19 protein-coding genes and 4 pseudogenes are annotated in these 25,639 nt (G+C 70.5%); 10 read left to right on the forward strand and 13 right to left on the reverse strand.

Going from position 1 to position 25,639, the window contains the following annotated elements:
* Positions 1-155 precede the first annotated feature (155 nt).
* The 5 genes and pseudogenes from ACFYXM_RS24725 to ACFYXM_RS24745 form a co-directional block, all read right to left on the reverse strand.
* Positions 156-1,310, reverse strand: a complete 1,155-nt coding sequence (locus ACFYXM_RS24725) for a tyrosine-type recombinase/integrase (protein WP_389292539.1) — start codon at positions 1,308-1,310, stop codon at positions 156-158.
* Positions 1,307-1,498, reverse strand: coding sequence for a helix-turn-helix domain-containing protein (locus ACFYXM_RS24730; protein WP_389292411.1), 192 nt, complete (start codon positions 1,496-1,498; stop codon positions 1,307-1,309). The genes ACFYXM_RS24725 and ACFYXM_RS24730 overlap by 4 nt, the downstream gene beginning before the upstream one ends.
* A pseudogene (repSA, locus tag ACFYXM_RS24735) lies at positions 1,495-2,253 on the reverse strand (replication initiator protein RepSA); the annotation flags it as partial. The gene ACFYXM_RS24730 and the pseudogene repSA, both read right to left, overlap by 4 nt.
* A gap of 59 nt (positions 2,254-2,312) precedes the next feature.
* Positions 2,313-2,483: a hypothetical protein gene (locus ACFYXM_RS24740; protein WP_389292412.1), complete on the reverse strand. Its 171-nt coding sequence runs from the start codon at positions 2,481-2,483 to the stop codon at positions 2,313-2,315.
* A 1,097-nt stretch (positions 2,484-3,580) separates the two neighbouring features.
* Complete coding sequence (locus ACFYXM_RS24745; RefSeq protein ID WP_389292414.1) at positions 3,581-3,979, reverse strand: hypothetical protein; 399 nt, start codon at positions 3,977-3,979, stop codon at positions 3,581-3,583.
* 386 nt (positions 3,980-4,365) lie between these two features.
* On the opposite strand from ACFYXM_RS24745, the gene ACFYXM_RS24750 reads away from it, so the two are divergent.
* From ACFYXM_RS24750 to ACFYXM_RS24760, 3 genes are all read left to right on the forward strand, one after another.
* Positions 4,366-5,340, forward strand: coding sequence for an STAS domain-containing protein (locus tag ACFYXM_RS24750; RefSeq protein WP_389292416.1), 975 nt, complete (start codon positions 4,366-4,368; stop codon positions 5,338-5,340).
* Positions 5,341-5,572: 232 nt separating this feature from the next.
* Positions 5,573-6,085, forward strand: a complete 513-nt coding sequence (locus tag ACFYXM_RS24755) for a DUF5994 family protein (RefSeq protein ID WP_389292417.1) — start codon at positions 5,573-5,575, stop codon at positions 6,083-6,085.
* 134 nt (positions 6,086-6,219) lie between these two features.
* Entirely contained in the window at positions 6,220-7,413 is a 1,194-nt protein-coding gene (locus ACFYXM_RS24760; protein ID WP_389292419.1) for a PP2C family protein-serine/threonine phosphatase, read from the forward strand.
* Positions 7,414-7,500: 87 nt separating this feature from the next.
* On the opposite strand, the gene ACFYXM_RS24765 is transcribed toward ACFYXM_RS24760, so the two are convergent.
* Positions 7,501-7,983, reverse strand: a complete 483-nt coding sequence (locus ACFYXM_RS24765) for a DUF5994 family protein (protein WP_389292421.1) — start codon at positions 7,981-7,983, stop codon at positions 7,501-7,503.
* A gap of 62 nt (positions 7,984-8,045) precedes the next feature.
* Here ACFYXM_RS24765 and ACFYXM_RS24770 point away from each other — a divergent pair.
* A pseudogene (locus ACFYXM_RS24770) lies at positions 8,046-8,783 on the forward strand (TerD family protein); the annotation flags it as partial.
* A gap of 37 nt (positions 8,784-8,820) precedes the next feature.
* On the opposite strand, the pseudogene ACFYXM_RS24775 reads toward ACFYXM_RS24770, so the two are convergent.
* From ACFYXM_RS24775 to ACFYXM_RS24785, 3 genes and pseudogenes are all read right to left on the reverse strand, one after another.
* Positions 8,821-9,289: pseudogene (locus ACFYXM_RS24775) on the reverse strand (isocitrate lyase/phosphoenolpyruvate mutase family protein); the annotation flags it as partial.
* Between the two features lie 105 nt (positions 9,290-9,394).
* Complete coding sequence (locus ACFYXM_RS24780) at positions 9,395-11,212, reverse strand: MFS transporter (RefSeq protein ID WP_389292423.1); 1,818 nt, start codon at positions 11,210-11,212, stop codon at positions 9,395-9,397.
* 502 nt (positions 11,213-11,714) lie between these two features.
* The gene (locus ACFYXM_RS24785) at positions 11,715-14,318 is read right to left on the reverse strand and encodes a serine hydrolase (RefSeq protein WP_389292424.1); all 2,604 of its coding nucleotides are present in this window, start codon (positions 14,316-14,318) and stop codon (positions 11,715-11,717) included.
* A gap of 181 nt (positions 14,319-14,499) precedes the next feature.
* Here ACFYXM_RS24785 and ACFYXM_RS24790 point away from each other — a divergent pair, with 181 nt between their 5' ends.
* The 3 genes from ACFYXM_RS24790 (at position 14,500) to ACFYXM_RS24800 (ending at position 16,995) form a co-directional block, all read left to right on the forward strand.
* Positions 14,500-15,216, forward strand: coding sequence for a GPP34 family phosphoprotein (locus tag ACFYXM_RS24790; RefSeq protein WP_073787079.1), 717 nt, complete (start codon positions 14,500-14,502; stop codon positions 15,214-15,216).
* A 453-nt stretch (positions 15,217-15,669) separates the two neighbouring features.
* The gene (locus ACFYXM_RS24795; RefSeq protein ID WP_351522379.1) at positions 15,670-16,539 is read left to right on the forward strand and encodes a helix-turn-helix transcriptional regulator; all 870 of its coding nucleotides are present in this window, start codon (positions 15,670-15,672) and stop codon (positions 16,537-16,539) included.
* 249 nt (positions 16,540-16,788) lie between these two features.
* Positions 16,789-16,995 carry a DUF397 domain-containing protein gene (locus ACFYXM_RS24800; protein WP_389292425.1) on the forward strand — a complete coding sequence of 69 codons (207 nt, stop codon included), beginning with the start codon at positions 16,789-16,791 and terminating at the stop codon, positions 16,993-16,995.
* A gap of 2 nt (positions 16,996-16,997) precedes the next feature.
* Here ACFYXM_RS24800 and ACFYXM_RS24805 read toward each other — a convergent pair.
* Positions 16,998-17,429, reverse strand: a pseudogene (locus ACFYXM_RS24805) (ADP-ribosylglycohydrolase family protein); the annotation flags it as partial.
* A gap of 374 nt (positions 17,430-17,803) precedes the next feature.
* Between ACFYXM_RS24805 and ACFYXM_RS24810 the strand changes: the two are divergent.
* A complete protein-coding gene (locus tag ACFYXM_RS24810; RefSeq protein ID WP_389292426.1) occupies positions 17,804-18,181 on the forward strand; it encodes a hypothetical protein in 378 nt (125 codons plus the stop codon).
* 90 nt (positions 18,182-18,271) lie between these two features.
* Here the strand turns inward: ACFYXM_RS24810 and ACFYXM_RS24815 are convergent, their stop codons facing one another.
* A complete protein-coding gene (locus ACFYXM_RS24815) occupies positions 18,272-20,854 on the reverse strand; it encodes a bifunctional FO biosynthesis protein CofGH (protein ID WP_389292428.1) in 2,583 nt (860 codons plus the stop codon).
* 322 nt (positions 20,855-21,176) lie between these two features.
* Positions 21,177-22,022 (reverse strand): LLM class F420-dependent oxidoreductase, encoded by an 846-nt coding sequence (locus tag ACFYXM_RS24820; RefSeq protein WP_389292430.1) that lies wholly within the window; start codon positions 22,020-22,022, stop codon positions 21,177-21,179.
* 259 nt (positions 22,023-22,281) lie between these two features.
* Here ACFYXM_RS24820 and ACFYXM_RS24825 point away from each other — a divergent pair, with 259 nt between their 5' ends.
* Both ACFYXM_RS24825 and ACFYXM_RS24830 read left to right on the forward strand, forming a co-directional pair.
* The gene (locus ACFYXM_RS24825) at positions 22,282-22,944 is read left to right on the forward strand and encodes a DNA polymerase ligase N-terminal domain-containing protein (RefSeq protein WP_389292431.1); all 663 of its coding nucleotides are present in this window, start codon (positions 22,282-22,284) and stop codon (positions 22,942-22,944) included.
* Positions 22,941-23,681: an endonuclease gene (locus ACFYXM_RS24830; RefSeq protein ID WP_389292433.1), complete on the forward strand. Its 741-nt coding sequence runs from the start codon at positions 22,941-22,943 to the stop codon at positions 23,679-23,681. The genes ACFYXM_RS24825 and ACFYXM_RS24830 overlap by 4 nt, the downstream gene beginning before the upstream one ends.
* A gap of 163 nt (positions 23,682-23,844) precedes the next feature.
* On the opposite strand, the gene ACFYXM_RS24835 is transcribed toward ACFYXM_RS24830, so the two are convergent.
* The gene (locus ACFYXM_RS24835; RefSeq protein WP_389292434.1) at positions 23,845-25,425 is read right to left on the reverse strand and encodes an APC family permease; all 1,581 of its coding nucleotides are present in this window, start codon (positions 25,423-25,425) and stop codon (positions 23,845-23,847) included.
* Between the last annotated feature and the right edge of the window lie 214 nt (positions 25,426-25,639).

Genomic DNA, 25,639 nt, shown 5'->3' on the forward strand with positions numbered 1-25,639 from the left:
CCCAGTCACCCCCCGGCAAGGATCCAATCCCACTCCTAAAGCGGGTGTCGCAGGTTCGAATCCTGCCGGGGGCACACAGGTCAGAGGGGTCATCTCCGGATTTTCGGAGGTGACCCCTCTGCTTTGACATCCACCATTGACATCAACGGCGACGGTCACTGACGACCGGGACGCCTTCTGAGCAGCCGGTCCATGTGGCTCATGGCCTCCCGCTGCGTGTCCTGCACGACGTGCGTGTACACGTCCATGGTGATGCTGATCTGAGAGTGCCCGAGGATCTCCATCACGACGCGGGGCGCGACTCCGGCTGCCGTAAGGAGAGTGGCCGTGCCGTGCCGGGCGTCGTGCAGCCGGATCACGCGGAGGCCGGCGGACTCGGCGACGCGGGTGAAGGAGCGGTAGACGTTCCGCGGCTCGACCTGGCGGCCGGTGCGGGTGGTGAAGACGTAGCCGGACTCCTGCCACCGCTCCCCCGCCTTGGCACGCGCAGCTGCCTGCCGCATCCGGTGCCAGCGCAGGGGTGCGATGCAGAGGGCGGGCAGCGGGACGACCCGGCGACGGCGGCTCTTGGGATCGTCGTCGTAGAGGACGCCCCGACGGCGCTGGGTCTGCTGGCGGACGTGGAGGACGCGGTTGTCCAGGTCGAGGTCCGACCAGCGGAGGCCGACGATCTCACCCCGGCGGAGCCCCATGGCGATGGCGAGCACGAAGGCCGCGTACAGCGGTTCCTTGCGGGAGGCCGTGAGGAAGTCCAGCGTCTCGTCGAGAGTCCATGGCTTCAGTTCGCGGTTGTCGGTGCGGGGCGGCTCGACGCGCTTGGCGACGTTGCGCGTGATCAGTTCCTCCCGGCAGGCGGAGGACAGCGCCGACCGCAGGACGCGGTGAGACTCCTTGGCGGTTGCCGCAGTGGTCCCCTTCTCCAGGCGGACGAGGAAGCGGCGTACGTCGGCGACGCCGAGCGATTCGAGACGCTTGGCGCCGATCAACGGCACCAGGTACAGCCGAACATGCGCCTCGTACTTGTCGTACGTACTGAGCTTCCGCCGAGGCTTGATGACGTTGTCCAGCCAGTACGGCAGCCACTCGGAGAGCTTGGCCGAGCGGGTGGGCACGGGCACGCCTTGGTCGACCTTGTCGAGCAGTTCCCGGCGCTTGGCGTCGCACTCGGCCCAGGTCTTGCCATAGGCGAACTTGCGGGCGCGGGTGCCGTCCGGCTGAAGGACGTAGACCGCGCACTGGTAACGGCCGTCCTTGCGCTTGGTGATGGTGCCGGCGCCGTTGGGATTGCGCTTGCGCGGACCGGCCGTCAGGCAGCGTCCTCGATCTGGCCGAGGACGAAGTCACGAACGGCGACGTCGGGGATACGACGAGCCCCGTCGATCTTGATCGAGACGAGACGGCGCGAGCGGATCAGGTCGTAGACCTTCGAGCGTCCGACCTTGAGACGCGCCATGACTTCCGGCACGGTCAGCAGTTCGGCGGTGACGGCGGTGTTCATGCTGCGGCTCCTTCCAGGGCGAGTTGGTCTTGCAGTGCTTCACGCGCCGTCTCGCGGTTGAGCTGGAGGTCCCGGGTGATTGAGGCGGCGAGGGCGGATTCGCCGGGGGTGTGGCCGTGGCCGGCGTACTGCCAGTCGGTGAGGACGAGGACGGTGTCCGGTTCGCGGGCGTCCAAGCCCAGGGCGGCGGCCTCTTGGGTGGCGCGGTAGTCGGCGCGTGCCTGGCGGAGAGCGCCGAGAGTGGTGGAGTAACGGCGGGACTTGGAGGAGAAGTGACCGCGGAAGCCGAGCATGTGCGCCCAGGCCCAGAGGCGCCGGTCCGGGTAGAGGCCGTCCAGGTCGCGGCATGCGGTGATCAGGCGGCGGGTGTGGTCCGGGACCTGGTGGCGGTTGAGCTCGGCGAGTTCCCCGATACGGCGGTCGAGGGTGCCGGTGTTCTCGGCTGCCTTGGTGGAGTACTTGGCGACGTAGGAGGCAACGGCCTGTTCGGTGATGTCGGAGCCGTCGCCGAATGCCGTCACCGGGCGGACGTCGAGCTGTGTTCCCCAACGGAAGGACCGGGCCGGTTGGTCCCCGGCGGACGGGACGGAAACGGACGTGCAGGAGTGCGCCGCGGCTGCATGAATCGCGTCGGCAAGTAGGTCGACCGTTGCCCAGGCAGGTGGCGGCGTTCCGGGCCCCTCCGGGCCGTCGAGCCGGATCACCGCGTGGAAGTGCAGTGCGCCACGCTTCTGGAATTCGGCGACCTTGCCGAACCAGCGTGTTACTCAGGCTCCGGAGCATCAGTTTCTGCAGATTCCTGACTTTCGCCAGGTCACCGTCCCTCGATGCCGTGAAGATGCGCTTGGCGCAGGCGGCGTACGTTCGCCTCCGCCTGGTCCCAGTCGATACTGTCCCAGTCCGCGAAGAAGTCGCCCTCCGGTCCGTTCGCCCCGGCCGCAGCCGTGGCGTCCAACTTGTCCTTCGGCACTGCCGCTGTCGTCATCGTCCCTCCTCACAGGCTCACCCGGCTCACGTCAGCGTCCTTCCGGACCCGGACACCCGTCCGGTATCCGGCGAGTTGGCCGGGACTGCGGCGGAGAGGCCGCCGCTCGTGCTGTCCCGGTTTCCTCTGGCCTTTCGGCCTGCCGGCCTTCGCTTATTGAGCCGTCCTGTCCCGCCGGAGACATCAGCCTTCCTCACGGTCGGCCCACCGCCAGCCCTGTCCGGGCGGCGGCCTCCGTCGGGGTTTCCACGTTGCGCGCATGCGAGATACGACCGGAGTGGGCGCCCTCTGTATCCCGGGGCGACGGTGTCCTCCCGGACGGCATGCAAATCCGCCCGGCGCCTGCCACATCTCAGCGGCCCGCCCTGCACCCTGCTGCTACATCCCACCGGCAGGGCTTTTCTTCACGAGACGTCATCGAGGGTTCACGGTGTTCGCCCGCCCGGTCTTCCCCTTGCCTGTTGCCGCCGGGTGGAACGGCGGAACTTCGGCTTCTCCCCGGAGCTTCGCACCCCGCCGTTACCAGCGACGCACGTCCGGGTGGGAACAGGCCATCGGACACGGACCCGGGGCTACCCTGTCATCGGCGACATCGCCGACCCTCCCCTCCAAGAGCACCCACTCAACACACGCGACCTCGTGTCGCACCTGCACGCAGAAAGTGCCTTTCTGCTGGGCTGACGGAGACCTTGGACAACCCTCACCATCCCAGCTCAGAAGGCACTTTCCCGTTCCCGCTCATGATCCGGACACCGCTGCAAGTGAAACGCGCAGGCCTAGCGGAGATTGGGAGAACTCAAGGACGTCCGGCGCGTCTCTCGGGAGGCAAGGCGTCGTCTCGGATGGAAGACGACCACCCATCTTGTTGGTGGCCGCCTCTCCGTGCTCGACGAGCGGCAGGTGCCCGAGCAGATCGAGCAGTCGGCCGGGGATGTGGCTGCCGCTGCGATTGACCGGGCCTGAGAGAAAGACCTCCGACCGCTACGGACTTGACCCGTGGGAGCCACGTGGGGCCGCCCCGCGCCCCGCCGTACCAGCGCCGGACTGCTCCCCCAGCCGCAGCCGGGCGGAAGGCGGGTGGGGCGAAGGGATGGTCGTCATGAGGGCCCTTGGAGCCATGGGAGCGGGGGACTCGCCACGGCCGGGGGTTCGACGGGCGCCGACCGGCCCGGCGGCCGCACGTACCGCGCGGTCTCGCCCGGATGCGTCCGGTCGACCGTCGGCCTGCTGGCCTCCAGCCAAGAGCGGAGCGGGCCGACGCCCCGCTCGGCGGGGTCGAGCGTGAGGTGCAGACGCGTCCCTCTCCCCGACGGGAGCGCCGGATAACTGCGTTGCTCGCCCCCGGCGAACAGCAGTCGGAGAGCGTCCGCGACGTGGCGGGCCGCTTCGGCGTCCATGGAGACGATGCGCACCTCGACCCTGCGCTCGACGGGAAGGTCGTCCGGAACGTCCACGGTCAGGAATGAGTACGGTGAGTGCAGGGATTCGGTAGTCATCGGACGGAACCTGTCCCGGACCGTGCGAACGGCCCGTGAGGTGTCACGCGGCCCCCCACCATGCCGCGCGCCGAGGACGAGACCAGCCCTGTCACCGGTGTACGAGATACCCTCGACTCTCTCCACGGTACTCCTGGCACCCCTCGGCGCAGCCGCTTCCGGTTGCGGCCGGCGTACGGTTGACGTACCGAGGACATCACGCACTCCGGCCGCCACGCCGGGTCGTCCTCGGCGAGGAACGAACCCCCGGGCCGCCCCAGTGGTCGGCGCGGAGACGGGTCGGCATCATGTCCGCCGCAGTCGAAGCAACTCCGCGCAAGCTCATGCCGGCAGCGGCCGCACTGAGCACCCGCACCGGTCCGCGCCCCCCGCCCAGAGGAGGCGTGATGGCCCTTTCCCGGCTGGACATCCACCGGCGGAACCGAGGGGAGCGGACGCTCGTCACGCTCGCCGGTGACATCGGTCCGGCCACGACACCGCTGCTGCGGGCCGCATTGGAGCGGTGTCTGCTGGACGGTGTCACCGTGATCGACATCGACCTGACCACGGTCGGCTCCTGCGACGCCAGGGGCTTGGACGTCCTCCTGTCGGCGTCACGGCGCGCCGGCCGGGTACACGCCTGCCTGCGGCTGCACCACCCGTGCGCGCAGATCACCCAGCTCCTCGCTGCAACTGGATCCACTTCGCTGCTCCTTGCGGCCCCCGTGAGTCTCGTGCCGCCCACCGTGCCCGGCGACCTCATGCGTACCGGGACGCGGGCGCCGGGGGACCCCGCTCGTCGGCCGGGTCAGCCGGTCCTCAAGGACGGAATCCGCCTTCGCCCGCTGACCCGCTGGCAGGCCGAAGACATGCGCGAGGACCTCGCGGACCTGGCCGCGGAGTCAGTCGCGGGCACCCCCTGCGAGGCGTACCACGACCGTGGAGACTTCCTGCACCGCTTGGCGGTCATGGCCCACCGCCCCGGCTTCGCGCTGCTGGTCGCCGAAACAACGGTGCTGGTCGGTTGCTCCTTCGGTTTTCCGGTGGGCCCTGACGGCTCCGGCCGCCGGAGGTTCGACGGAACGCTCCAGGAGAGCATCCAGCGGCTCACCTCCCGCGCGCGGTTCGTCGTCCTCACCCAGGTCGTGGCCTATCCGCACGCTCAACACCGCGACATCGCCCGCCGCCTGCAACAGCGCCTGCTCACCGACCTGCACTCCTCCCTCGGGGTCGCACTGCTGCATCCTGCCGACCACGCGGGACAAGCCGCCTTCTCGTCCTGGGGCTGGCAGAACATGGGGGAGGTTGTCGGGCTGCCCGGCCTTGTCACCCCCTGCGTGTTGATCCTGCCTCTCGAAGGGCTGTCCCCGGCGCGCCGATGATCTGACAGAGGGACGATGAGCCGACGGTCATACCGGCCGGGGCGGTCACACCACCCGTCGTCGGCCGTACGGACGTGTCTCCGTGCGGTGGCCGCGGGGCCGTGCCGTCCGGCACGGCCGGGAGTAGCCTGACAGGTACCAAGAGAGTTCTTCGGCGCACGACCACGGCGGCACCCATCCCGGCGAGCGACAGACACGGGCAGCCGGAAGCCGGCCGGGACGGGATCGCACGATGGACGCCATCACCAAGCCCGTCGAAGGTACAGCCCCAGGTGACGGACACACCTACCGGATGCCCCTGCCCCGGCTGCGCCTCACGCCGGACGTCAGCCACGGTCCGCTGGACGGAGCGTGGTGGCCGCGCTGCGACGCACTGGAACTGGAGCTGCCTTCGCTGGTCAGCTCCTTGGATCCGAGCGTCGGCACCGTCACCCGCGTCACCGTGGGCACCGCCGCCTGGCCCGATGCCCCGCAGAAGGTGATGGCGCCCGGCCATGTGATCGAGGTGGTCCTGAGCGACCTCGCCGCCGAGACGCATGCCATCACTGTGGACTGCGGCACCGTGGGACGCTGGGAACTGCTGGTGATCCCACCGGACGAGCCGGCCGGAGCGGCTGCCGGGCTGCTGAACACGGCCGCCGATCCCGGAAACTCGCTGTCGGCTCCGCGCCTGCTGGCACTCGCCGAGTGCGGCCCCGACGGACAGGACACATGGGAGTCGGAAGGAGGAGCCGGACTCAGGTGAGCAGCCCCCGGTCGGGCCCACGTGCCCGGGCCGACCCGGGCGTCTACGCCCCCTCGATGGAGCGATGACACCGACAAACCCTGCGTCGTCCCAGCCCGCCGCCCTGACCGGCACGGCCCATGGCGGGTGAGCGGATGACGACCGGACGGCGCGCGGACCGCTCCGAGAGCTTCGGGGAAGCTCTGCTGGGCGAGGTCCTCGATCGCGCGCACGAACTGCCGCCCCATCTCATCGGGCCCTTGGTCGCCGACGTAATGGAGCAGCTCGGGGGCCGCCGACCGCAGGTGCTGCTGCAGGACTACGGACAACTGCTGCTGGTACCCCTGCCCGGCGACGGCCTCACGGACGGCGAACCGCAGGTGATCGACGGCTCCGAGGCGGGCCGCTGCTTTCTCGACGCTCACCCCGTCGAACTGCCCGAAGACGACGGCGTGCGGGTTCACCTGCCGCTGCTGGACGGCGGCGACCAGGTCGGGGTCATGGCAGTGACGTTGGACAACGTCGATGACCACGACCGCCGCATACTGCGCAGGATCGCCGGCCTGGTGGCCGACCTACTGGTGACCAAGCACGGCTACTCCGACCTCTTCTTCGGTGTCCGACGCGGTGAACCGATGAGCGTCGCCGCGGAGATCCAGTGGTCCCTGCTGCCACCGCTGGCGATGATCATGCCTCGGGTCGCCGTTGCCGGAATCCTGGAACCCGCCTATGACGTGGCGGGGGACAGCTTCGACTACGCCCTCAACGGAGACGTCCTTCACGTGGCCATGATCGACGCGATGGGCCACGGCCTGGACGCGGCCACGATGGCCACCGTGGCCATCGGTGCCTACCGCCACGCCCGCCGCGCCGGCACCGGGCTGCCGGAGAGCTACGACTTCATGGACCGCGCTGTGGCGGACCAATTCGGCCCCGAGCACTTCGTCACCGCGCAGATGCTGCAGCTGGACACCACGACGGGACATCTTCAGTGGGTCAACGCCGGGCACCCGTCACCGATGCTTGTACGTGATCATCATGTAGCCCTCCGACTGACCGGTCCGACGACCCTCCCTGTCGGCTTCGGCGGTCCGGAGCCGCAGATGTGCGAGATGAAGCTGGAATTGGGGGACCGCCTCCTCTGCTTCACCGACGGACTCATCGAGGAACACGCGATGGGTGAAGAGCAGTTCGGAGAGGACCAGCTGATCGACTGGGTGAACCAGCTGGAGAGAACCGGCCGCGGGATCCGGGCGGTGGCGCGCTCCTTGTCCCACACGCTCAAGCGGGCGCGGGGCGGACACACCACGGACGACGCAACGCTGCTCCTGGTGGAGTGGCGCGGCTGACCTCACCGGTGTCGTGCTGACCTCACCGGTGTCGTGCTGACCTCACCGGTGTCGTCCAGTGCCGCTCCGCCGCCCACGGCTGGCTCGTCAGTCCGGCGGCACCTGCACGCTTCCGGTGTTGATAAGAATCTGTTCCGCCTGGGTGACGTTGTCGGCCCGGACGGCCTGAGCCATCGCGGCGCGGGCGGCCTCGGGGGCCGCGTCCGGCGGAACCACCAGCAGCGAGAAGATGTCTTTATCGCCGCGAGTGATCAGGACGGTGTCGTCGCCCACCGGAAAGGAGTCGATGCGCACCACCCGGTCCTCGACAACGATCCGCGTCGGGAGCGCTTCCCAGGCCGCGGTGTCCAGCCCGACACGCGTGACGGGGCCGAGGTGGCCGATGAGGGCGCTCAGCAGCGCGGGCAGCTCGGCACCGATGTCGCGCGACCGCGGCCACCACGCACCATCAAGGACGCCTTCGCGCGCCTCCGTGGTCTCCAGCCGGAGCAGCGCACACCCCGGCTGCACGGCCTTGTGAACGCCGCTGGGCAGATGCCGGGAAACAGGCCGTGCATCGGAGCCGGTCATGAGGATCACCCGTCTTCGGGAAATCGGCGCGATCACGGGACTCGCCTCGCTTTTTCCACGCTACTCCTCCGACCGCGGTACGTGACCTGTACGGCACCGTCCAGGACGCAGGTGCCAACAAGGGCGTCCTGGTCACGACGTCCCGGTTCGGCCCCGGCTCGCACACCTTCGCCAACGGGAAGCCCCTGGAACTGGTCTCGGGCCCCGAACTCGTCGACCTGCTCCACCGCCACGGACTGCGCGGACGGCTGGGCAGTGGCGAGCGCGCCGTACCGGCTCCGCGTACGGCACCGGATGACGCGCCCGTGGACGGGGCCGACGACCACAACGTGCTGGGCATGTACTGGACCGGGGGCGTCGCGCTGGACGTGTGCGCGCTCGTCTTTCACGGCAACAGGGTGGACGACGACCACTTCGTCTTCTTCAACAACCCTCGTACGCCCGACGGTTCGGTCCGCGCGCTGCCCGCGGCCGCACCGGACAGGGCCGCCATCCGTGTGGCGTTCGACGCGCTCCCGGAGCGGGCCGACCGCCTCGTCGTCGTCGCCGCGATCGATCCCGAGGTCAATCCGACGGCAGACCTGTCGGGGTTCACCGAGGCGGGCATCCGGCTGCTCGACTCCGAGCGCGCGCAACTGGACCGGCTGGAGGTCTCCGACGGCCGCCCCCGCAAAACGGCCCTGGTGCTCGGCTCCTTCCGCCGCCGCGCCGGCGGCGACTGGGACTTCGTCGTCGGTGGCAAGGGGTACCGGGGCGGGCTGGAGGAACTGGTCCAGGACTTCGGCATCGAGGTGGCCTGACGAACCGGGACGGCCGGGCGCCTGACGAGCCGGGCGCCAGGACGGCGATCGCCACGGGGGCGGCAAGCCCCGGCACGAACTCACCGTCCGCGCCCGCCTGTTCGTACGCGTGGAGCCTGAGCTCCGCCTCCCTCGCTGCCCGGTCGACGCCCAACCAGTACGTGTCCGTACGGGCGTTGACGAAGAGCTCGGGCACGGCGGACTTCACCGCCGCGATCTTCGCCGTGTGTACCCCCACCGGAGCGAGCGTGCCGTCGGGCCGGCCGTCCTCCAGGTTGATGCCGACCGCCCCGGCCTCCGCCAGCTCGCGGGCCAGTTCCGCGACCTCGCCGGGATCGTCGCCGAACCCGCCCTCCACGTCCACGGACAGCAGATACGGGCCCCGCCCGAGCCGCCGCGCCAGCAACAGGATCTCCGCCCGGGTCGCCCCCGTCCGGCACGCCCACCGAGGCCGCCACCCCGAGACTGGTCGTCCCGATGGCCGGGAAGCCCTGCGCGGCGAGGGCGGTTCGGCCCCCGCCGAACCGTCCCCGCTGTCCCCGCTGACGGCGCGAGACCTCGGCGTACGGGCGCGGCCACGAGGAGAGGCACGCCCGGCCCCGGCATCCGGCTCAACGCAGCTCGTCCGGGCACGGCGTACCGGGCTGCAGCTGGTAGGGCGCGGCCAACCGGTACACGCCCGGCCTCGGCGCGAGCAGTTCCGTCCACTCGTCGCCGTCCGCGTCCTCCTCGGCCTTGGACAGGCAGCCATTGATGTTGACGAAGGTCCGGCGGCCGTTCTCGTCCGCGCGTCCCTTGGACTCCTCGGTCTCCCGGGGTCGCTCGACGCTCTTGCCCGTGTCGTCGACGAGGGCCAGCCAACGCGAGTACGGAACACGGATCAGTATCCGACCAGGCGTCTTCACGCGGATCGTCAGCTCCTCCGCGCCGGCCCGCTCGACCGTGGCCGGCGGATCGGCCAGCGGAACCGGGTCGTCGACCTCGAAGAGCCGCCAGTTGGCATCCGACCAGACCCGCTTCAGGTACGGCAGCCCCGCGTCGACCAGTTCCGCTTCCCGCACCGCACCGCTGGAATCCGGCGTCCCCTTGGGCAGCACCACGTAGTGCACGGCCCAGCGGTCGAGCCACTGCCGGTAATTGGCACTGTTCAGGGTGTCGTCGTAGAAGAGCGGGTTGCGCTCCATGTCCGCCTGCCGGTTCCAGCCCCGGGCCAGGTTCACGTACGGCGCGAGCGCGGACGCCTCCCGGTGGCTGCTCGCCGGCACGACCTCGACCCTCCCGCGCTCCGCCCCGACCTTCTGGAGCTGGTGGACCAGCGGGGCCAGCTCACGCGTCCAGGAGGCGGCCGGGGCGGTCCGTACGACGTCGTCGACGCTCTTGAACCCGATCCAGAAGTTCATCCCGACGAATGCGAGCACCAGCGCGTACCAGCGCCGGGAGCGCGGCTCGGTGTACGGCAGCGCGGCGAGCAGCGTCACACCGGCGAACAGCATCGCCATGCGGGTGATGTTCGACCCGATCTGCGAGTCGATCACATAGGTCAGCAGCGTCCCCACGCCGTACACGGCGGACACGGTGCGGACCGTCTTCCAGTCGCGCGGCACGAGGACGAAGACGAGCACCGCGAAGAGGAAGGGGAGCGACAGCGTCGCCAGCGACATGGGCTGCGTGCCGGAGAACGGGAACAGCAGCGCCGACACGGCCACGACCGCGACCGGTGGCAGCCCCAGGGCATACGCTCCGGGGCGGCGTTTGTTCAGGAAGAGCGCGGCGGCGACCATCCCGAGGAAGAGCCCGGCCACGGGGCTGCCGGCGGTCGCGAGCCCGGCGAGCGGGACGGCGACGGCGGCCTTCGCCCAGCGCCTGTGCCGCCACCGGTGCGGCCAGCAGAACACCGCGGCGACCGCGCCGACCGCGAACATCATGCCGAGCCCGAAGGTCACCCGCCCCGACACCGCGTTGCACACGTACGCGAACACTCCGGCGAAGGAGCAGGCCAACGGGTTGCGGACGGCCCGGACCCGGACCAGGACCAGCGCGGTCAGCCCGGCCGACACCGTCCCGGCGACCATCATCGTGGTGCGCACACCGAGCACCGACATCACATACGGCGAGATCACGCTGTACGAGACGGGGTGCATGCCTCCGTACCAGGCGAGGTTGTACGCCGTACCGGGGTGCCGGCCGACGAACTCGGCCCAGGCGTCCTGCGCCGCGAGGTCGCCGCCGCTGTTCGCGAAGAGGAAGAACCAGAGCACATGCGCGGCGCCCGCGACCAGGGTCGTCAGCAGGACCGGATGTCGGCGGCACCGCTCCTTGAAACGGCCCGCCCGGCCCTTCTCCCCCGGTACGCCGGCCCGCGCGGAACCCTCGGCCGAGTCCGCACCGGCTGTAGGACGCTTCGCCCATGTGGGCTCAGCAGTGGTCACTGCGGCTCTCTCCCGTCCTCGCCCCGACGCGCCGGAACCTCCGGTCTGCTGTACGGGCGTCATTGCCGGAAGACGCGTCCTTCTTGTCCCCACGTTGCTCCGGGGACGCTAGCACGCGGGTTTTCGCCCCGTCCGGGTGGTTTCCGGCAAACCCCGTCCGAGTGCTTTCCGTCGAGATCAAGGGCTCTTCGCGCCATGCGGTCGACCGGGTACCTGACCGAGATGGACCGGACACATCTGGCAGAACCGGGGGTCAGCCGAGCCGGTTCAGCTCCCGGCGGACCGGCCCACCGGATCGCTCCACAACGTCACGGGCACCTCCGACCTTTGGCATAGCCAACCTTGCACAACGGTCGCATCACCTATGGAACGAAGACGAAGTAGTGCTTCCCATCCCTTTTCGACAAGTGACTCGTGCACTGCGGCTGACCTCACAGACGAACGGACGGTGGCTCTGGGGCTGCCCCCAGAGCCACCGTCCGTTCGACGCTGATGCAGCGGATCAGCCGAGCCGGGTCAGTTTCTGGCCGAAGCCCGGGGACTTCATTTCCTCCTGGAGGGCCACCGGGGCACTGACCTTGCCCGGTCCGGTGCCCACGGTCACCACACCCACCTCGGTGCCCGTCGAGGCGCTGTTCGGGACCCTCTTGCCGTTGTCCGAGATGGAGAGCTCAACCTTGAGACCCGGCCAGCCCTTCGCCTTCAGGTCGCGGGTCGCGACCACCGGGGTACGACCGCCGAGGCCGTCGTCCACGTATCCGACGACGTCCCCCTTTTTCACGACCTGGGCCGACGTGACGGCCTTCTGTGCGCCCTTGATCACCTTGAGGCTGTTCTCCAGCGACATGGCGAGACTGTCGAAAGGCTGGCCGGTGCCCGCCTGCTGCCCCATGACGGCGCCGTAGATCCAGAGCTTCTTGCCGTCGACGACGGTGTTCGCGGACCAGAGCAGGTTGCCGCCCGCCGGAGTGGACGAGCCGGTCTTGATGCCGCTCACACCCGGCTCCAGCAGGATGGTGTTGTTGTTGTAGATCAACTGGTCGATGCCCGGGATCTTTATCTGCGGGGTGTCGACGATCTCCCGGAACACGTCGTTCTGCATGACCGCCCGGGCCAGCTTGATCTGGTCCTCGGCGGTGGAGACGGTGGCCTTGTCCAGGCCGCTCGGGTCGGTGTACCTGGTATTCGTCATGCCGAGTTCCTTGGCCGCGGCGTTCATCTTCGCCACGAACTCCTTCTCGGACGGAGCGTCCCAGCGGGCGAGCAGCCGCGCCGCGTTGTTGCCGGAGGGAATCATCAGCAACTGGAGCAGCTGCTTCTGGGTGAACTGCTGGCCCTTCGTGATCGGCGCCGTCGACTCGTCCTCACGCTTGGACTCGTCCTCCGCCTGCTGGTCGACGGTGATCTTCTCGCCCTCTTCCTTGCCGGTGAGGGGGTGGTCCTTGAGGACCACGTACGCCGTCATGACCTTGGCGACACTGGCGATGGGCGCGGGCTTCTGCGCCCCCGCACTGCCCATCGAGCCGACGCCGTCCACGCTCACCGCGGACTGCCCCTGCGACGGCCAGTCGAGCTCCAGGCGCTGCCCCTCGAAGGTGTAGGCGGACTCCACCGACAGGACCAGCTCGGGGTCCGGGAGCGGGCGCACCATCTGCACGATCGCAAAGACGATCAGCAGGAGCAGGGCCAGCGGCGTCCAGATCTTGACCCTGCGGACGGCTACGCGGACCGGTGTGTCCGGCGGCGGGGGCGTGTTCGTCAGCTCGGCCAGCAGGTCGAGCGGCGGCCTGGGCGGCATCGGCTGCTGCGTCGTCCGCTCGGCGGTGACGAGCGAGGGCGCGGCGGGGCGTTCGCCGGGCGTCGCCACGGAGGCGGCCGCCGGTTCCTTCGCCGGTCGTACGTCGTCCTGCCGCAGGGGCACGAACTTGCTCGTCCGCTCGGCGTCGGACTCGGGCTTGGGCTCCGAGCCCGGCTTCGGCCTCGACGGGGGCGGGGTGACCTTCAGCGCGGTCGTCGGCTGGTCGACCCCGGCGGCGGGAGTCCTGAAGACGGCGGTCGGCTGATCGACCCCGCGCTCGTCGCCCTTGGCCTGCTTGTCGGCCGCCTTGGCCTCCTTGTCGCCCTTGGTCTCCGTTTCGCCCCGGGGCGTTTCGTCGGCGTCGGCCTCGGAGTCCTTGCCGGCGTCGGCCTTGGAGTCCCCGGAGTCCCTGGAGCCCTTGTCCTCCCCTTCGACCTCGTCGGCCTCGTCGGCAGCCTCGGAGTCGGCCTCGTCCGCCTCCGTACCCGCCGCGGACCGGGACTCGGGCTGCTGCCCGGCCTCGGGTCCGGTCTCGGACCTGGCCTCGGGCTTGGATGAGCGCTCGGTCGCCGACCCCGCATCCGGCCCTTCCGCGTCCACGTCGCCCTCGGCGGCCCCCGCGTCCTTCCCCGAAGCCCCGGAAGCCTCGGAGTCGGCCTCCTCGCCGTCCGTACGGTCCGCTCCCGCATCCGCGGCCGTTGCGGGCTCTACGGCGTCGTCGCCGCTCTTCGAGCCGTCGTCCTCGGCCACCCAGGCCGCGACCGCCTCACGCAGCCGCGCGTCACCCGGCTCGGGCTTCACGGCGTCCGCGTCGGCAGCACCGCCGGAGCCCTTTGAACCCTCGGCCTCGGCGTCGGACGCCCCCGCCGAATCCTCCGGGCTCTCCGAACCTTCCGGAGCCGCCTGGCCCTCCACGTCCTCCCGGCCCCCGGCAGCGCGCCCCGCCGCATCGGAGCCGTCAGGGCCGTCGGAGTCGTCGGTGCCGTCGTCGGAAACGTCAGGGCCGTCCGAGCCACCAGAACCCCCGGCGCGCACCGACGACGGCGTACGGAAGACGGCCGTCGCCGTGTCCGCCCTGCCGTTCCCGGTGCCCTGGGCGTCCGCGCCCTCGTCCCCGCTGTCACCGTCGCCGGACGGCCCGGTACGGAGGACGGCCGTCGCGGTGTCCGTGGCGCCGCCTCCCTCGCCCCCGGCGGACTCTTCGCGGAAGACGGCGAGCCGCGGATCACTCTCGCTCCGAGCCGTGCCCGACGACTTCTGCTGCTTCGACCTGTCGGGGGACTCGCCCGCCACCGATGCCTCCTCCATGCGCCGCGGGGTGGAATCCCGCGCTGTCCGAACCATCTACCAGTGTCCTGTGTGAACCACCGGCCTCGGCTGCTAGACGAGAACGACATACCTACTGGTTCCCATGCAAAGCGCCCAGGCACTCTCGACAGACCAATGTGAGAGGGGTCACCCTGTCATTCATCCACGCGGGGAGGCATGGATGGGCAGGAGCCGCAGAACAATTCCGGAGGAGCTTCTGTTGCTCGCTCTGGACCCGGCCACGGGTACCACAGCGCAGCCGCAGTCGCTCGACCTCGGCCTCGCCGGAGCTCAGCTAGTGGAGCTGGCTCTGGCAGGACGGATAGCCCCTGACGGGGATCGTATCGCCGTGGTGATGCCGCGGCCGACAGGAGATCCGACTCTGGACTCCGCACTGGAACTGCTGCGCCGACGCGGCAGCCCGGTACGGGCGGTCCACTGGATCGGCGGACCCCGGCTGGGGCTCCGTCAGATCTACCTCGCGCATCTGGAGCGGTGCGGCATGGTGCATGCCGTGGCGGGCCAGATGTGCGGAGTACTGCCGACGACTCGCTACCAGGCGACGGACACGGCAATCAGCCGGGACATCAGGGCCAGGCTGGACAGCGCGATCCGCACCGGCGTACCGCCGGACCCGCGGACCGCGGCGCTCGCCGCACTGGCCCACGCGGTCGGACTCGGCAAGCATCTGTACCCCGGGAACGAGGGGCGTTCATCCCGCTCCCGGCTCCGGGACCTGATCAGGCACGACCCGATGGGCGGACTCGTGGCGCATGCCGTGATGGACGTCCAGAACGGAGCAGTCGCGCAGCCGCGCCGCACCCAGGCGGGCGGAATGCCGTTGCAACCGCAAGCGCAGTCGCGTCGCGGCCGCATGGCGCACACCGCGGCCCGCTAGGGCCGCACCGGCCCGCGCACCGCACCACCGCCGCACACAAGCACCACATCACGCCACATCGTGTGACGTCGCAGCACCGCAGCACCGCAACAACCGGCAGCACCGCACAGCCACACCGGCACCACACCACCGCAGCACCTCACGACGTCAAAGCGCCGTACCACGGCAACACGTCGAACCCCAGAACCACCAGCACCATCAACGCCACAAGCACGACCAACAGCACCATCCCCATCAACACCACGGGACCACCCAACCGAACACCGCCGCACCGTCACCCCCAGGAGCCGGTCCGGGAGCCGCACCGAGCGCGGGGCAGCCGTCAACCACGGCTGCCCCGCGCACTCGTCTGTGTCCATTTCCCAGCGCATCCCCTGCCGGGGGTGGCAATCTGCTCAGCAGTAGATACGCACAGCTACTACATACACCTACATAGCCGGAGGTGCTGTTTCCGTGCCGTCCCACGTCAATCCCACCGTCAGGCGACGCCGGTTGGGCCAGGAATTGCGCCGACTGCGCGAACTCAAAGGCATGACGGCCGAGGAGGTGGCCGAACGACTGCTGGTTTCCCAGTCGAAGATCAGCCGACTGGAGAACGGCCGCCGCTCCATCAGCCAGCGCGATGTCCGCGACCTCTGCGGAGTGTACGAGGTCGAGGACCACCGGATCGTCGAATCGCTCATGCAGATGGCCAAGGACTCGCGCCAGCAGGGCTGGTGGCACGCCTTCGGCGACATCCCGTACAGCGTCTACATCGGTCTGGAGACCGACGCCGAGTCCCTTCGCGTGTACGAACCGCAGGTGGTTCCAGGCCTGTTGCAGACCCGGGGCTACGCCGAGGCGCTGATCAACGGCGCGTTGCCCGAGGCCCCGCCGAACGACATCGAGAAGCGCGTCACCGTCCGGGCCCGCCGCCAGGACCGGATCACCACGCCCGAGCAGCCCCTGCGGCTGTGGGCGGTCATCGACGAGTCGGCGCTGCGCCGCATGGTCGGCGGCAAGCAGGTGATGATCGAGCAGTTGGAACAGCTGGTCGAGCTGTCGCACCTGCCGCATGTCACCGTGCAGGTACTGCCGTTCGACATGGGCGCCCACCCCGGTATCAACGGGCAGTACGCCGTTCTGGAATTCCCGGACGCCGCGGATTCCAGCGTCGTCTACATCGAGGGCGTCACCAGCGATCTGTATCTGGAGAAGGCCCACGACGTACAGCGATACAGCGTCATGTACGAACACTTGCGGGCGCAGTCGCTGAATGTGGAACAAAGCCGCATCTTCATCGGCGAGATCGCGAAGGAATACGCCCAGCGCACCGATCTCTGAGAGGAGAGCAAAAAAAGTCCGTGATGCTGGAAATGAGCCCATTTCTCTGGGCGGCGACGGCAAGATACACCGCCGCCACCCCACTAGGGAAGACCTGACTGGTACATACCACTAGGTCGAGTGAACACCCCCTTCGCTCCAGGAGCTTGCCGAGTAGCGTCGATCACGCCAACGAAAAACGTCGACCGAAAACGTTGTTGGCGTCTTTCGCACGACCCCACGACTCTCTGAAACTGAAGCGGAGTGAAAATGGCCATTCGTCAGGGTGCTACGGACAAGTGGACGAAGTCCTCGTATTCCGGGGGCAACGGCGCATGCGTCGAAGTCAGGTCGCCTTTCGCGCAGGCCGTCGCCGTACGCGATTCGAAGGCCCCCGAGGGCCCTTCGATCAACTTCGTCCCCGCCGCGTGGAACGCCTTCGTCCGTGACGTCGGCAAGGGCGCCGCCGACGCCTGATCGATGCCGTTCGGAGCCCGCGTCGCAGCACCGGTTCCGGTGCTGCCGGCAGCCCTCTCGACTGGTTCGCCGTCCCGGCCGAGAGGGCTCACCGCTCCACCGGGGCCTCGCCCCGACGGCCGTGCCAACACCGCCGGCCACGTGGGCGGGTGCCAGGCACCCGTGTCGCGCCGCACCTGGGCGCGGATCAGCCCGTCGACGGTGAACAGGCTGGGCTGCGTGACGGCGGTGACGGTACCGCGCCCGCCGTGCGCGGGCTCGAAGTCGGTGACGCCGTCGACGCCGTGGGCGGCCCGGATCTCTTCGAGCGTGAGCCTGTGGACCCCGGCTCCCAACGCGTCCCCGATGGCCCCGCCCAACAACGCGCCACGCACCCGGCTGCGGAAGTCCTGCTGCTCGGCACGGCCCCAGACAGCCGTGGTCGTTGTGCTCACCGCTCCCCTCCCCGTCGGGCAGCCCGCCTGTGACTGCGCAGCACTGTAATCGAACAGGAACGGCCGGTAGAGGGCGCCGATCTGGGTACGCGTGGGTATGCGGACGGACGTCCCCGCAGGTCGTTTTTGACCGGCCGGACGGTTGACGGGCACCGCGAACAGGCACTCCCGGGGAGCATCCGACAAGGCACTGGAGTCTCCGGTGACCGGTGACTGCGTACGGGGCCGGGTCGACGCGGCGCCGAGCGGGAACCCGCACGTCACGGACTTCTTCCCGTCGTTCCGGCCCGATGGGGACCGTTGATCGCCGGGCCCGTGCCTCAGCGGCGGGTGGGGCAGCCGCGCCCCGGTACGGGATGCGCGATGCTGGAGGCATGGACGCCGAGGACAGGGAGGCCGAGGGCATGGGCGCCGAAGTCATGGACATCGAGATCCTGGTCGTACCGGACTGCCCGAACACCGGGCCTGCGGCCGAGTTGCTGCGTCAGGTGCTCGACGGCATGGGGCTGCACGACACCGGCTTCTCCACACGGGTGATCGCGGACCGGGCGGAGGCCGAGGCGGCCGCGTTCACCGGCTCCCCCACCTTCCTGATCGACGGCCGCGACCCCTTCGCCGAGCCCGGCCGCCCTCCGGGGCTCGCCTGCCGGCTGTACCGGGACCCGGACGGCTCGGGCCCGAGCGGGCTGCCCGGGGCCGACCGGCTGCGGCAGGCCCTGGTACAGGCCCGGGCCCGGGACCTCAAGGGCTGACGGGACCTCCAGCGCGACAGCGCCGACAGGACCGACAGGGCGCGCGTATCGGTCCGACAGGGGCTCGTATCGGCCCGAAAGGCGCCCGGCTCAGTCCGGCAGCACGGGCAGCAGTTCCGGGAGGTGGCCATCGGACGCGGTGGCCGCTGCCACCCGTTCCTCGGGCACCTCGCCGTACAGCGTCGTACGCGGCTTCGCCGGGCGGCCCGCCAGTTCGGCGATGGCGACCAGGTCCTGGATCGACCGGTACGAGCCGTAACTCGACCCGGCCATGCGGGAGATGGTCTCCTCCATCAGCGTGCCGCCGAGGTCGTTCGCGCCGGAGCGCAGCATCTCCGCCGCGCCCTGCGTGCCGAGCTTCACCCAACTGGTCTGGATGTTGGTGATGTGCGGGTGGAGCAGCAGCCGGGCCATGGCCGTGACGGCCCGGTTGTCGCGGTCGGTGGGGCCGGGGCGGGCGATGCCCGCCAGGTAGACCGGGGCGTTGGTGTGGATGAACGGGAGGGTGACGAATTCGGTGAATCCGCCGGTCTCCTGCTGGAGTTCGGCGAGGGTCCGCAGGTGGCCGAGCCAGTGCCGGGGCTGGTCGACGTGTCCGTACATCATGGTGGAGGAGGAGCGCAGGCCCACCTCGTGGGCGGTGCGGACGACCTCCAGCCAGGTGGCGGTGGGCAGCTTGCCCTTGGTGAGGACCCAACGGACCTCGTCGTCCAGGATCTCGGCCGCGGTGCCGGGGATCGAGCCGAGCCCGGCCTCCTTCGCGGCGATCAGCCAGTCGCGGACGGACATGCCGGTACGGGTGGCTCCGTTGACGACCTCCATCGGGGAGAAGGCGTGCACATGCATGCCGGGGACGCGTTCCCGCACCGCGCGGGCGATGTCGAAGTACGCGGTGCCGGGCAGGTCGGGGTGGATCCCGCCCTGCATGCAGACCTCGACGGCGCCGACGTCCCACGCCTGCGCGGCCCGGTCCGCGACCTGGTCCAGGGAGAGGGTGTACGCGTCGGCGTCGGTGCGCCGCTGGGCGAAGGCGCAGAACCGGCAGCCGGTGTAGCAGACGTTGGTGAAGTTGATGTTCCTGGTGACGATGTACGTGACATCGTCGCCGACGACGTCACGGCGCAGGGTGTCCGCGATCCGGCACAGTTCGTCGAGGGCCGGGCCGTCGGCGTGGAGCAGGGCGAGCGCCTGGTCGTCGGTGAGCCTCGTCGGGTCGTCGGCCGCCCGGCTCAGCGCCTCGCGCACATCGGTGTCGATGCGGGACGGGACCATGCCGGGGGCGGCGGCCTCGCGCAGCGCGTCCCAGTCCCCGTACACCTCGTCGAAGTCCTCGCGGCGGTCGCCGGTGCGGCCCTCGGTGTCGATGGTGCGGTGCAGGTCGGTGCGGCCGGTGGCGCCGAACTCCTCGTCGGGTTCCTGCCAGGGCAGACCGGAGGGGATCACGCCCTCCTTCGCCAGCCCCGTCTCCGGGTCGGCGAGGGCGCGGACGTGCGGGAGGAGGCGCGGGTCGAGCCAGGGTTCGCCGCGCCGGACGAACTCCGGGTAGATGGTGAGACGTTCGCGCAGCATGAAGCCCGACTCGGCGGTCCTGGAGGCGAGTTCGTCGATGTGCGGCCAGGGGCGTTCGGGGTTGACGTGGTCGGGGGTGAGCGGGGAGACGCCGCCCCAGTCGTCGATGCCCGCGCCGATGAGCAGCCCGTACTCGGCGTCGACGAGATTGGGCGGGGCCTGGATGCGGGCGGACGGGCCGAGGATGTGCCGGGCGACGGCGATGGCCGCGGCGAGTTCCTCCAGCTCGGCGTCGGGCATGCCACGCATCGCCGTGTCCGGCTTGGCGCGGAAGTTCTGGACGATGAATTCCTGGATGCCGTGGTAGGCGCGGGCGGTCCGGCGGAGCTCGAAGAGGGCGTCGGCGCGTTCCCCGTACGTCTCGCCGATGCCGATCAGGACGCCGGTGGTGAACGGGACGTTGGAGCGTCCGGCGTCCTCCAGGACGCGCAGGCGTACGGCGGGTTCCTTGTCCGGGGAGCCGTGGTGCGGGCCGCCCGGCTCGGACCACAGGCGGGTCGCGGTCGTCTCCAGCATCATGCCCATGGAGGGGGCGACCGGCTTGAGGCGCTGGAGGTCGGTCCAGGTCAGCACGCCGGGGTTGAGGTGCGGCAGGAGGCCGGTCTCCTCCAGGACCCGGATCGCCATGGCGCGTACGTACGCGAGGGTGTCGTCGTATCCCTCGGCCTCCAGCCACTCCCGGGCCTCGGGCCAGCGGTCCTCGGGCCGGTCGCCCAGCGTGAACAGCGCTTCCTTGCAGCCCAGGGCCGCGCCCTCACGAGCGATGGCCAGCACCTCGTCGGGCGACAGGAACATCCCGTGGCCGGCGCGCTGGAGCTTGCCGGGGACGGTGACGAACGTGCAGTAGTGGCACCTGTCGCGGCAGAGCCGGGTCAGCGGGATGAAGACCTTGCGCGAGTACGTGATGACCCCGGGCCGTCCGGCGGCTTCGAGACCGGCGTCGCGCACCCGGGCCGCCGACGCGGCCAGATCCGTCAGGTCGTCGCCCCGCGCCTGGAGCAGCACCGCGGCCTCGGTGACGTCGAGGGCGACGCCGTCACGGGCGCGTCTGAGGGCGCGCCGCATGGCGTTGGTGGTCGGGCGTCCGCTCTGGGGATCGGTCATGGACCGAGCATACGAGCGAGAGCCGCGCCCCGGACCAGGGCCTCGGCGAGGCGGGTTGCCGGCCGGGCGGGCTCCCGACGGGACGGGGCGGAGCGGGGCGGGCTCGCCATGAGTCGGGCGCCGGGGCACGCCGGCCCTGCTCATGCTGTGACACGCTCCCGGTCCCCGGCCCGCCTCCCGGCACGGGACGGCGGCCCGGGGACCGGCACAGGGCGATGGGGCCCGGGGCCCGGCCGTGCCGACGGGGCGCCGGACGGGGCCGCGCATGGGGCCCGGGCCCGCCGTCCCGTGTCGGGCGCGGCCGGGTGTGCCGTACGGTCCGCTACAAGAACTCCGCGTACGCGTCCAGCGCCCGGAGCACCTCCGCCTCCTGGGCGGGCGGCAGTTGCAGCACGACCTCCTCGATGCCGAGGTCCGCGTAGTGCGCCAGCTTTCCCCGGTTCGGGGCCACCGCGTACGGGACCACCTGGAGGTGCTTCGGGTCGCGGCCGGCCGCCTCCCAGGCGGTGCGCAGCTTCGGCAGCGACTCCGTGAGGCCGCCTCCGCCGATCGGGAGCCAGCCGTCGGCGTGCCGAGCGATGTGGTCGAACAGCCTCGGGCCCGCCGCGCCGCCGAACAGCGTGCGGGGGCCGTTCACGGGGCCGCGTGGACGCTGCACCGGCTTGGGGTACGCGTGACTGGCCCGGACCGAGCCGAACTCGCCCTCGTACGCGGTCGGTTCGTCCTCCCACAGTGCGCGCATCAGGGCCAGGCGGTCGTGGGTGAGCGCGCGGCGGGCCGGCCAGTCCACCCCGTGGTCGGCGGCTTCCTCGACGTTCCAGCCGTAGCCGACGCCCAGCGTGAACCGGCCGCCGGAGAGGTGGTCGAGGGTGGCGATCCGCTTCGCCAGGTCGATCGGGTCGTGCTGGGCGACGAGCGTGATGCCGGTGCCGAGGTCGAGGTGTTCGGTGACGGCGGCGGCCTGGGCGAGGGCGACGAAGGGGTCCAGGGTGCGGCCGTACTCGGACGGGAGTTCGCCACCCATGGGGGCGGGGGTCTCCCTGCTCACCGGGATGTGGGTGTGCTCGGGCAGGTAGAGCCCGGAGAACCCGCGCTGTTCGAGCTCACGGGCGAGCCTCAGCGGCGTGATCGTCTCATCGGTGAGGAAGATCGTCGTGGCGATCCGCATGGGAAAGGACACCTCCGTCGTGGTCGGTCCGGTGACGGCCCCAACGTATGCCGTACGACGCGCGAAACCGAGCGCCTCGTCGGTTCATGACACCCGCCGGATCCCAGCGGTCCATGAGGGAAACCCTGGAGGAATTCAGGTGTGCCTGCCCTGAGTTTCTCTATCCGGTGCGCCCCGCTTCCCGCATCCGGTGCGCCTCGCCGCCAGGAGGGTCACAGTGGAAGAAGGGGCACCGGGGGCTGCCGGAGGAGGTGTCGGGATGAACACGACCGACGCGGGAGACGAACGGCTCCGACCCCCCGGCGGACGCTCCGGGGACGACGCACGGCACGCCGGAGCGGCACGGCGAGCAGCACGGGGCTCCGGGGCGTCGGCGGCGTCGGCGCCTTGTTTCGTCGTGCAGATCCACCAGGCGCGGCGCATGCACTTCGACTTCCGGCTGGAGGTCGGCGGGGTGCTGAAGTCGTGGGCGGTGCCGCGCGGCCCCTCGGAGAATCCGCGCGAGCGGCGGCTGGCCGTCGCCACACAGGACCATCCGCTGGAGTACCGCACCTTCGAGGGCGTCATCACGAAGGGCCGGTACGGCGGCGGCACGGTGATCGTCTGGGACCAGGGCATCTACCACCCGCTCAGCCACGACCGATGGGGCACCCCCGTGCCGTTCGAGCAGGCGCTGGAGGACGGGCACGCCACCTTCTGGCTGGACGGCATCAGGCTGCACGGCGAGTTCGCCCTGACCCGTTTCAAGGGCGGCAGCGGGCACGACGTCCCGGGCGAGGAGGTGTGGCTGCTGATCAAGGCCAGGGACGGGCAGGCCACGCACGACGGACCGGACGCCCCCGACCCGTACCTGGCCCGCTCCGCCCGTACCGGCCGCACCCTGGCGCAGGTCGCCGCCGAGGAAGGAGGCGGGGCCCCGTGACCGCGCGCGACACCCCGAGCGCGCGCGAGACCGTGGAAACCCTGCTCGACCGCCACGGGACCACGTACGCGGCCGAGGCCGGCATCCGGCTGCGCAACACCCCGCAGTCGCTGTACCAGCTCCTGGTGCTCAGCGATCTGCTCAGCGCCCGCATCCGGGCGTCGGTGGCGGTGGCGGCGGCCCGTGCGCTGTTCGCCCACGGCCTGCGCTCCCCGGACCGGATGCGGGACGCGACCTGGCAGGAACGCGTCGACGCGCTGGGCGAGGGCGGCTACCGCCGCTACGACGAGCGGACCGCCACCCAGCTCGGCGAGGGCGCGGAGCGCCTGCTCGACGACTACGGGGGTGATCTGCGGCGGCTGCGCGCGGAGGCCGACGGGGATCTGGACGTACTGCGGGCCGGGCTGCGCCGGACCCCGGGCATCGGCCCGGCCGGGGCGGACATCTTCCTGCGCGAGGTGCAGGCCGTATGGCCGGAGACGGCCCCCTTCGTGGACGGGAAGGCCCTCCAGGGCGCGGAGAGGCTCGGGCTTCCCACCTCACCGGCGAGGCTCGCGCGGCTGGCCGAGGAGGCGGAGCGCGGCGGACGGGCCGGGCGGGGCCGCCGGAGCGGGCAGGGGTCGCGGGATCGGGAGGCCACCGGGCCCGAGGACGGGACCGCGGCGCTCGCGGCGGCCCTGGTGCGGGCCGCCCTGGACAAGCACGTCGTGGAGGACGTCATCGAGCACGCCGCGTGAGGCGGGCCCCAGGAACGGCCGGCTGCGGGAACGCCGGCCCGAGCGGCGCCGGGCCGGGTGACGCCGGGCCGGAAAGGTCGCCCGGGAACACCGGCCCGGAAGGGTCGCCCGGGCGGCGCCGGGCCGGGTGACGCCGGCCCGGGAAGGCTCGTGCCCGGGGGCCTCAGTCCGTCACGACGAGCGCCGGGGTCTCCTTGGTCAGCACCTCGCCGCGGAAGAAGGCCGGGCTGTGGCGCTTCATCATGAGCATCAGCACCAGGCCGAGCAGCAGCAGTCCGACGCCGATCACGAACACCGAGCCGACCCCGAGGACGGACGAGCCGGAGCCGTACGCCGGGTTCCACATGTCGCACAGGGTCTTGACGAAGACCGCGCTGAGCAGGATGCCGCCGACGACCGGGAACAGGCCCTTGAAGGCCAGGTCGCGGAACGAACGGGTCAGGTCGGCGCGGAAGTACCAGGCACAGGCGAAGGCCGTCAGCGCGTAGTAGAAGCAGATCATGAGGCCGAGCGCGTAGATCGTGTCGACCAGGACGTGCTCGCTGACCAGGGTCATGACCGCGTAGAAGATGCCGGTCGCCACGCCCGCCGTGATCGTGGCCTTCCCCGGGGTCCGGAAGCGCGGGTGGACGCGGGCGTAGGAGGCGGGCAGCGCCTCGTACGTGGACATCGCCAGGACCGTGCGGGCCACCGGGATGAAGGTGGTCTGGAGGCTCGCGGCGGCGGAGGCCAGGACGGCGACGAACAGCAGGATCCCGAGGCCGGGGCCCATCACCGGACCGGCGAGCGCGGCGAAGACGTTGTCGGAGGTGTCCGGGTTGGCCAGGCCGAGCCCGGATTCGCCGGAGCCGACGGCCATCTGGGCGGCGATGCCCGTCGCCAGATAGGAGCCGACGAGCACGACCATCGCGATGAGGGCGGCGCGCCCGGGGGTCTTCTCGCTGCCGACGGTCTCCTCGTTGGCGGTCAGACAGGCGTCCCACCCCCAGAACATGAAGATCGACAGCGACAGCCCCGCCGTGAACGTCGCGAAGGACTCCACCGCGAACGGGTTCAGCCAGGACCAGGAGAACTCCAGCGAGGTGGCGAACTCGCCGCTGCCCGCCTTCTGCACCGCCATCGCCACGAACACCGCGAGGACGACGAGTTGGAGTCCGACCAGGGCGTACTGGACGCCCTTGGTGGCGGTCATGCCCCGGTAGCTGATCGCCGTGGCGACCGCGATCAGGGTCAGGCAGGTCAGGATGTGGACGGGCTTGTTGTCGTCCAGGGCGGCGATCGAGGGGTTGCCCGTGACCTCGCCCGCGAGGAGCCAGAAGTACGAGGTCGCGACGCCCGCGAGGTTGGACAGGACGATGATCGTCGCGATGACCAGGCCCCAGCCGCACATCCAGCCGACGCGCGGGCCGAACGCCTTCACCGTCCAGGTGAAGGAGGTTCCGCAGTCGGGCACGGCCTTGTTCAGCTCGCGGTACGCGAAGGCGACGAGCAGCATCGGCAGGAAACCGGCCAGGAAGACGGCGGGCATCTGCAGCCCGACCTCGCCCGCGGTGGAACCGAGGGTGGAGGTGAGGCAGTAGACGGGGGCGACGGTGGAGACGCCGATGACGGCGCTTCCCATCAGGCCGACGGAGTTCCCGCCCAGGCCCTTGCCGCGTACTCCGTCGCCGCGCGCACCGCCGTCGGCCGGGGCGGCTCCCCGTACCGTGTCTCCGGCCTGCGGCCGCACGTCCAGGTGTGTCATGAAAGGGACGTTAAGCCCTGCGATTTCCACATCCGGATTATGAGACTCCGCCGTCTCATCCTTGAATTTTTCGTTACGGACCGGCGAAGTTGGCCCCAATCGAAGGCGAATGACCCACAATGCCTGCTGATACGAAGGTCGACTCGACTCACGACACCGTACGGGAATCGCACCACTGTCCGTTTTGCGTGCATTCAAAAATTTCCCGTGGGTG

Origin of the sequence: Streptomyces sp. NPDC002476 (assembly GCF_042889785.1) — a bacterium.
Classification (GTDB): domain Bacteria; phylum Actinomycetota; class Actinomycetes; order Streptomycetales; family Streptomycetaceae; genus Streptomyces.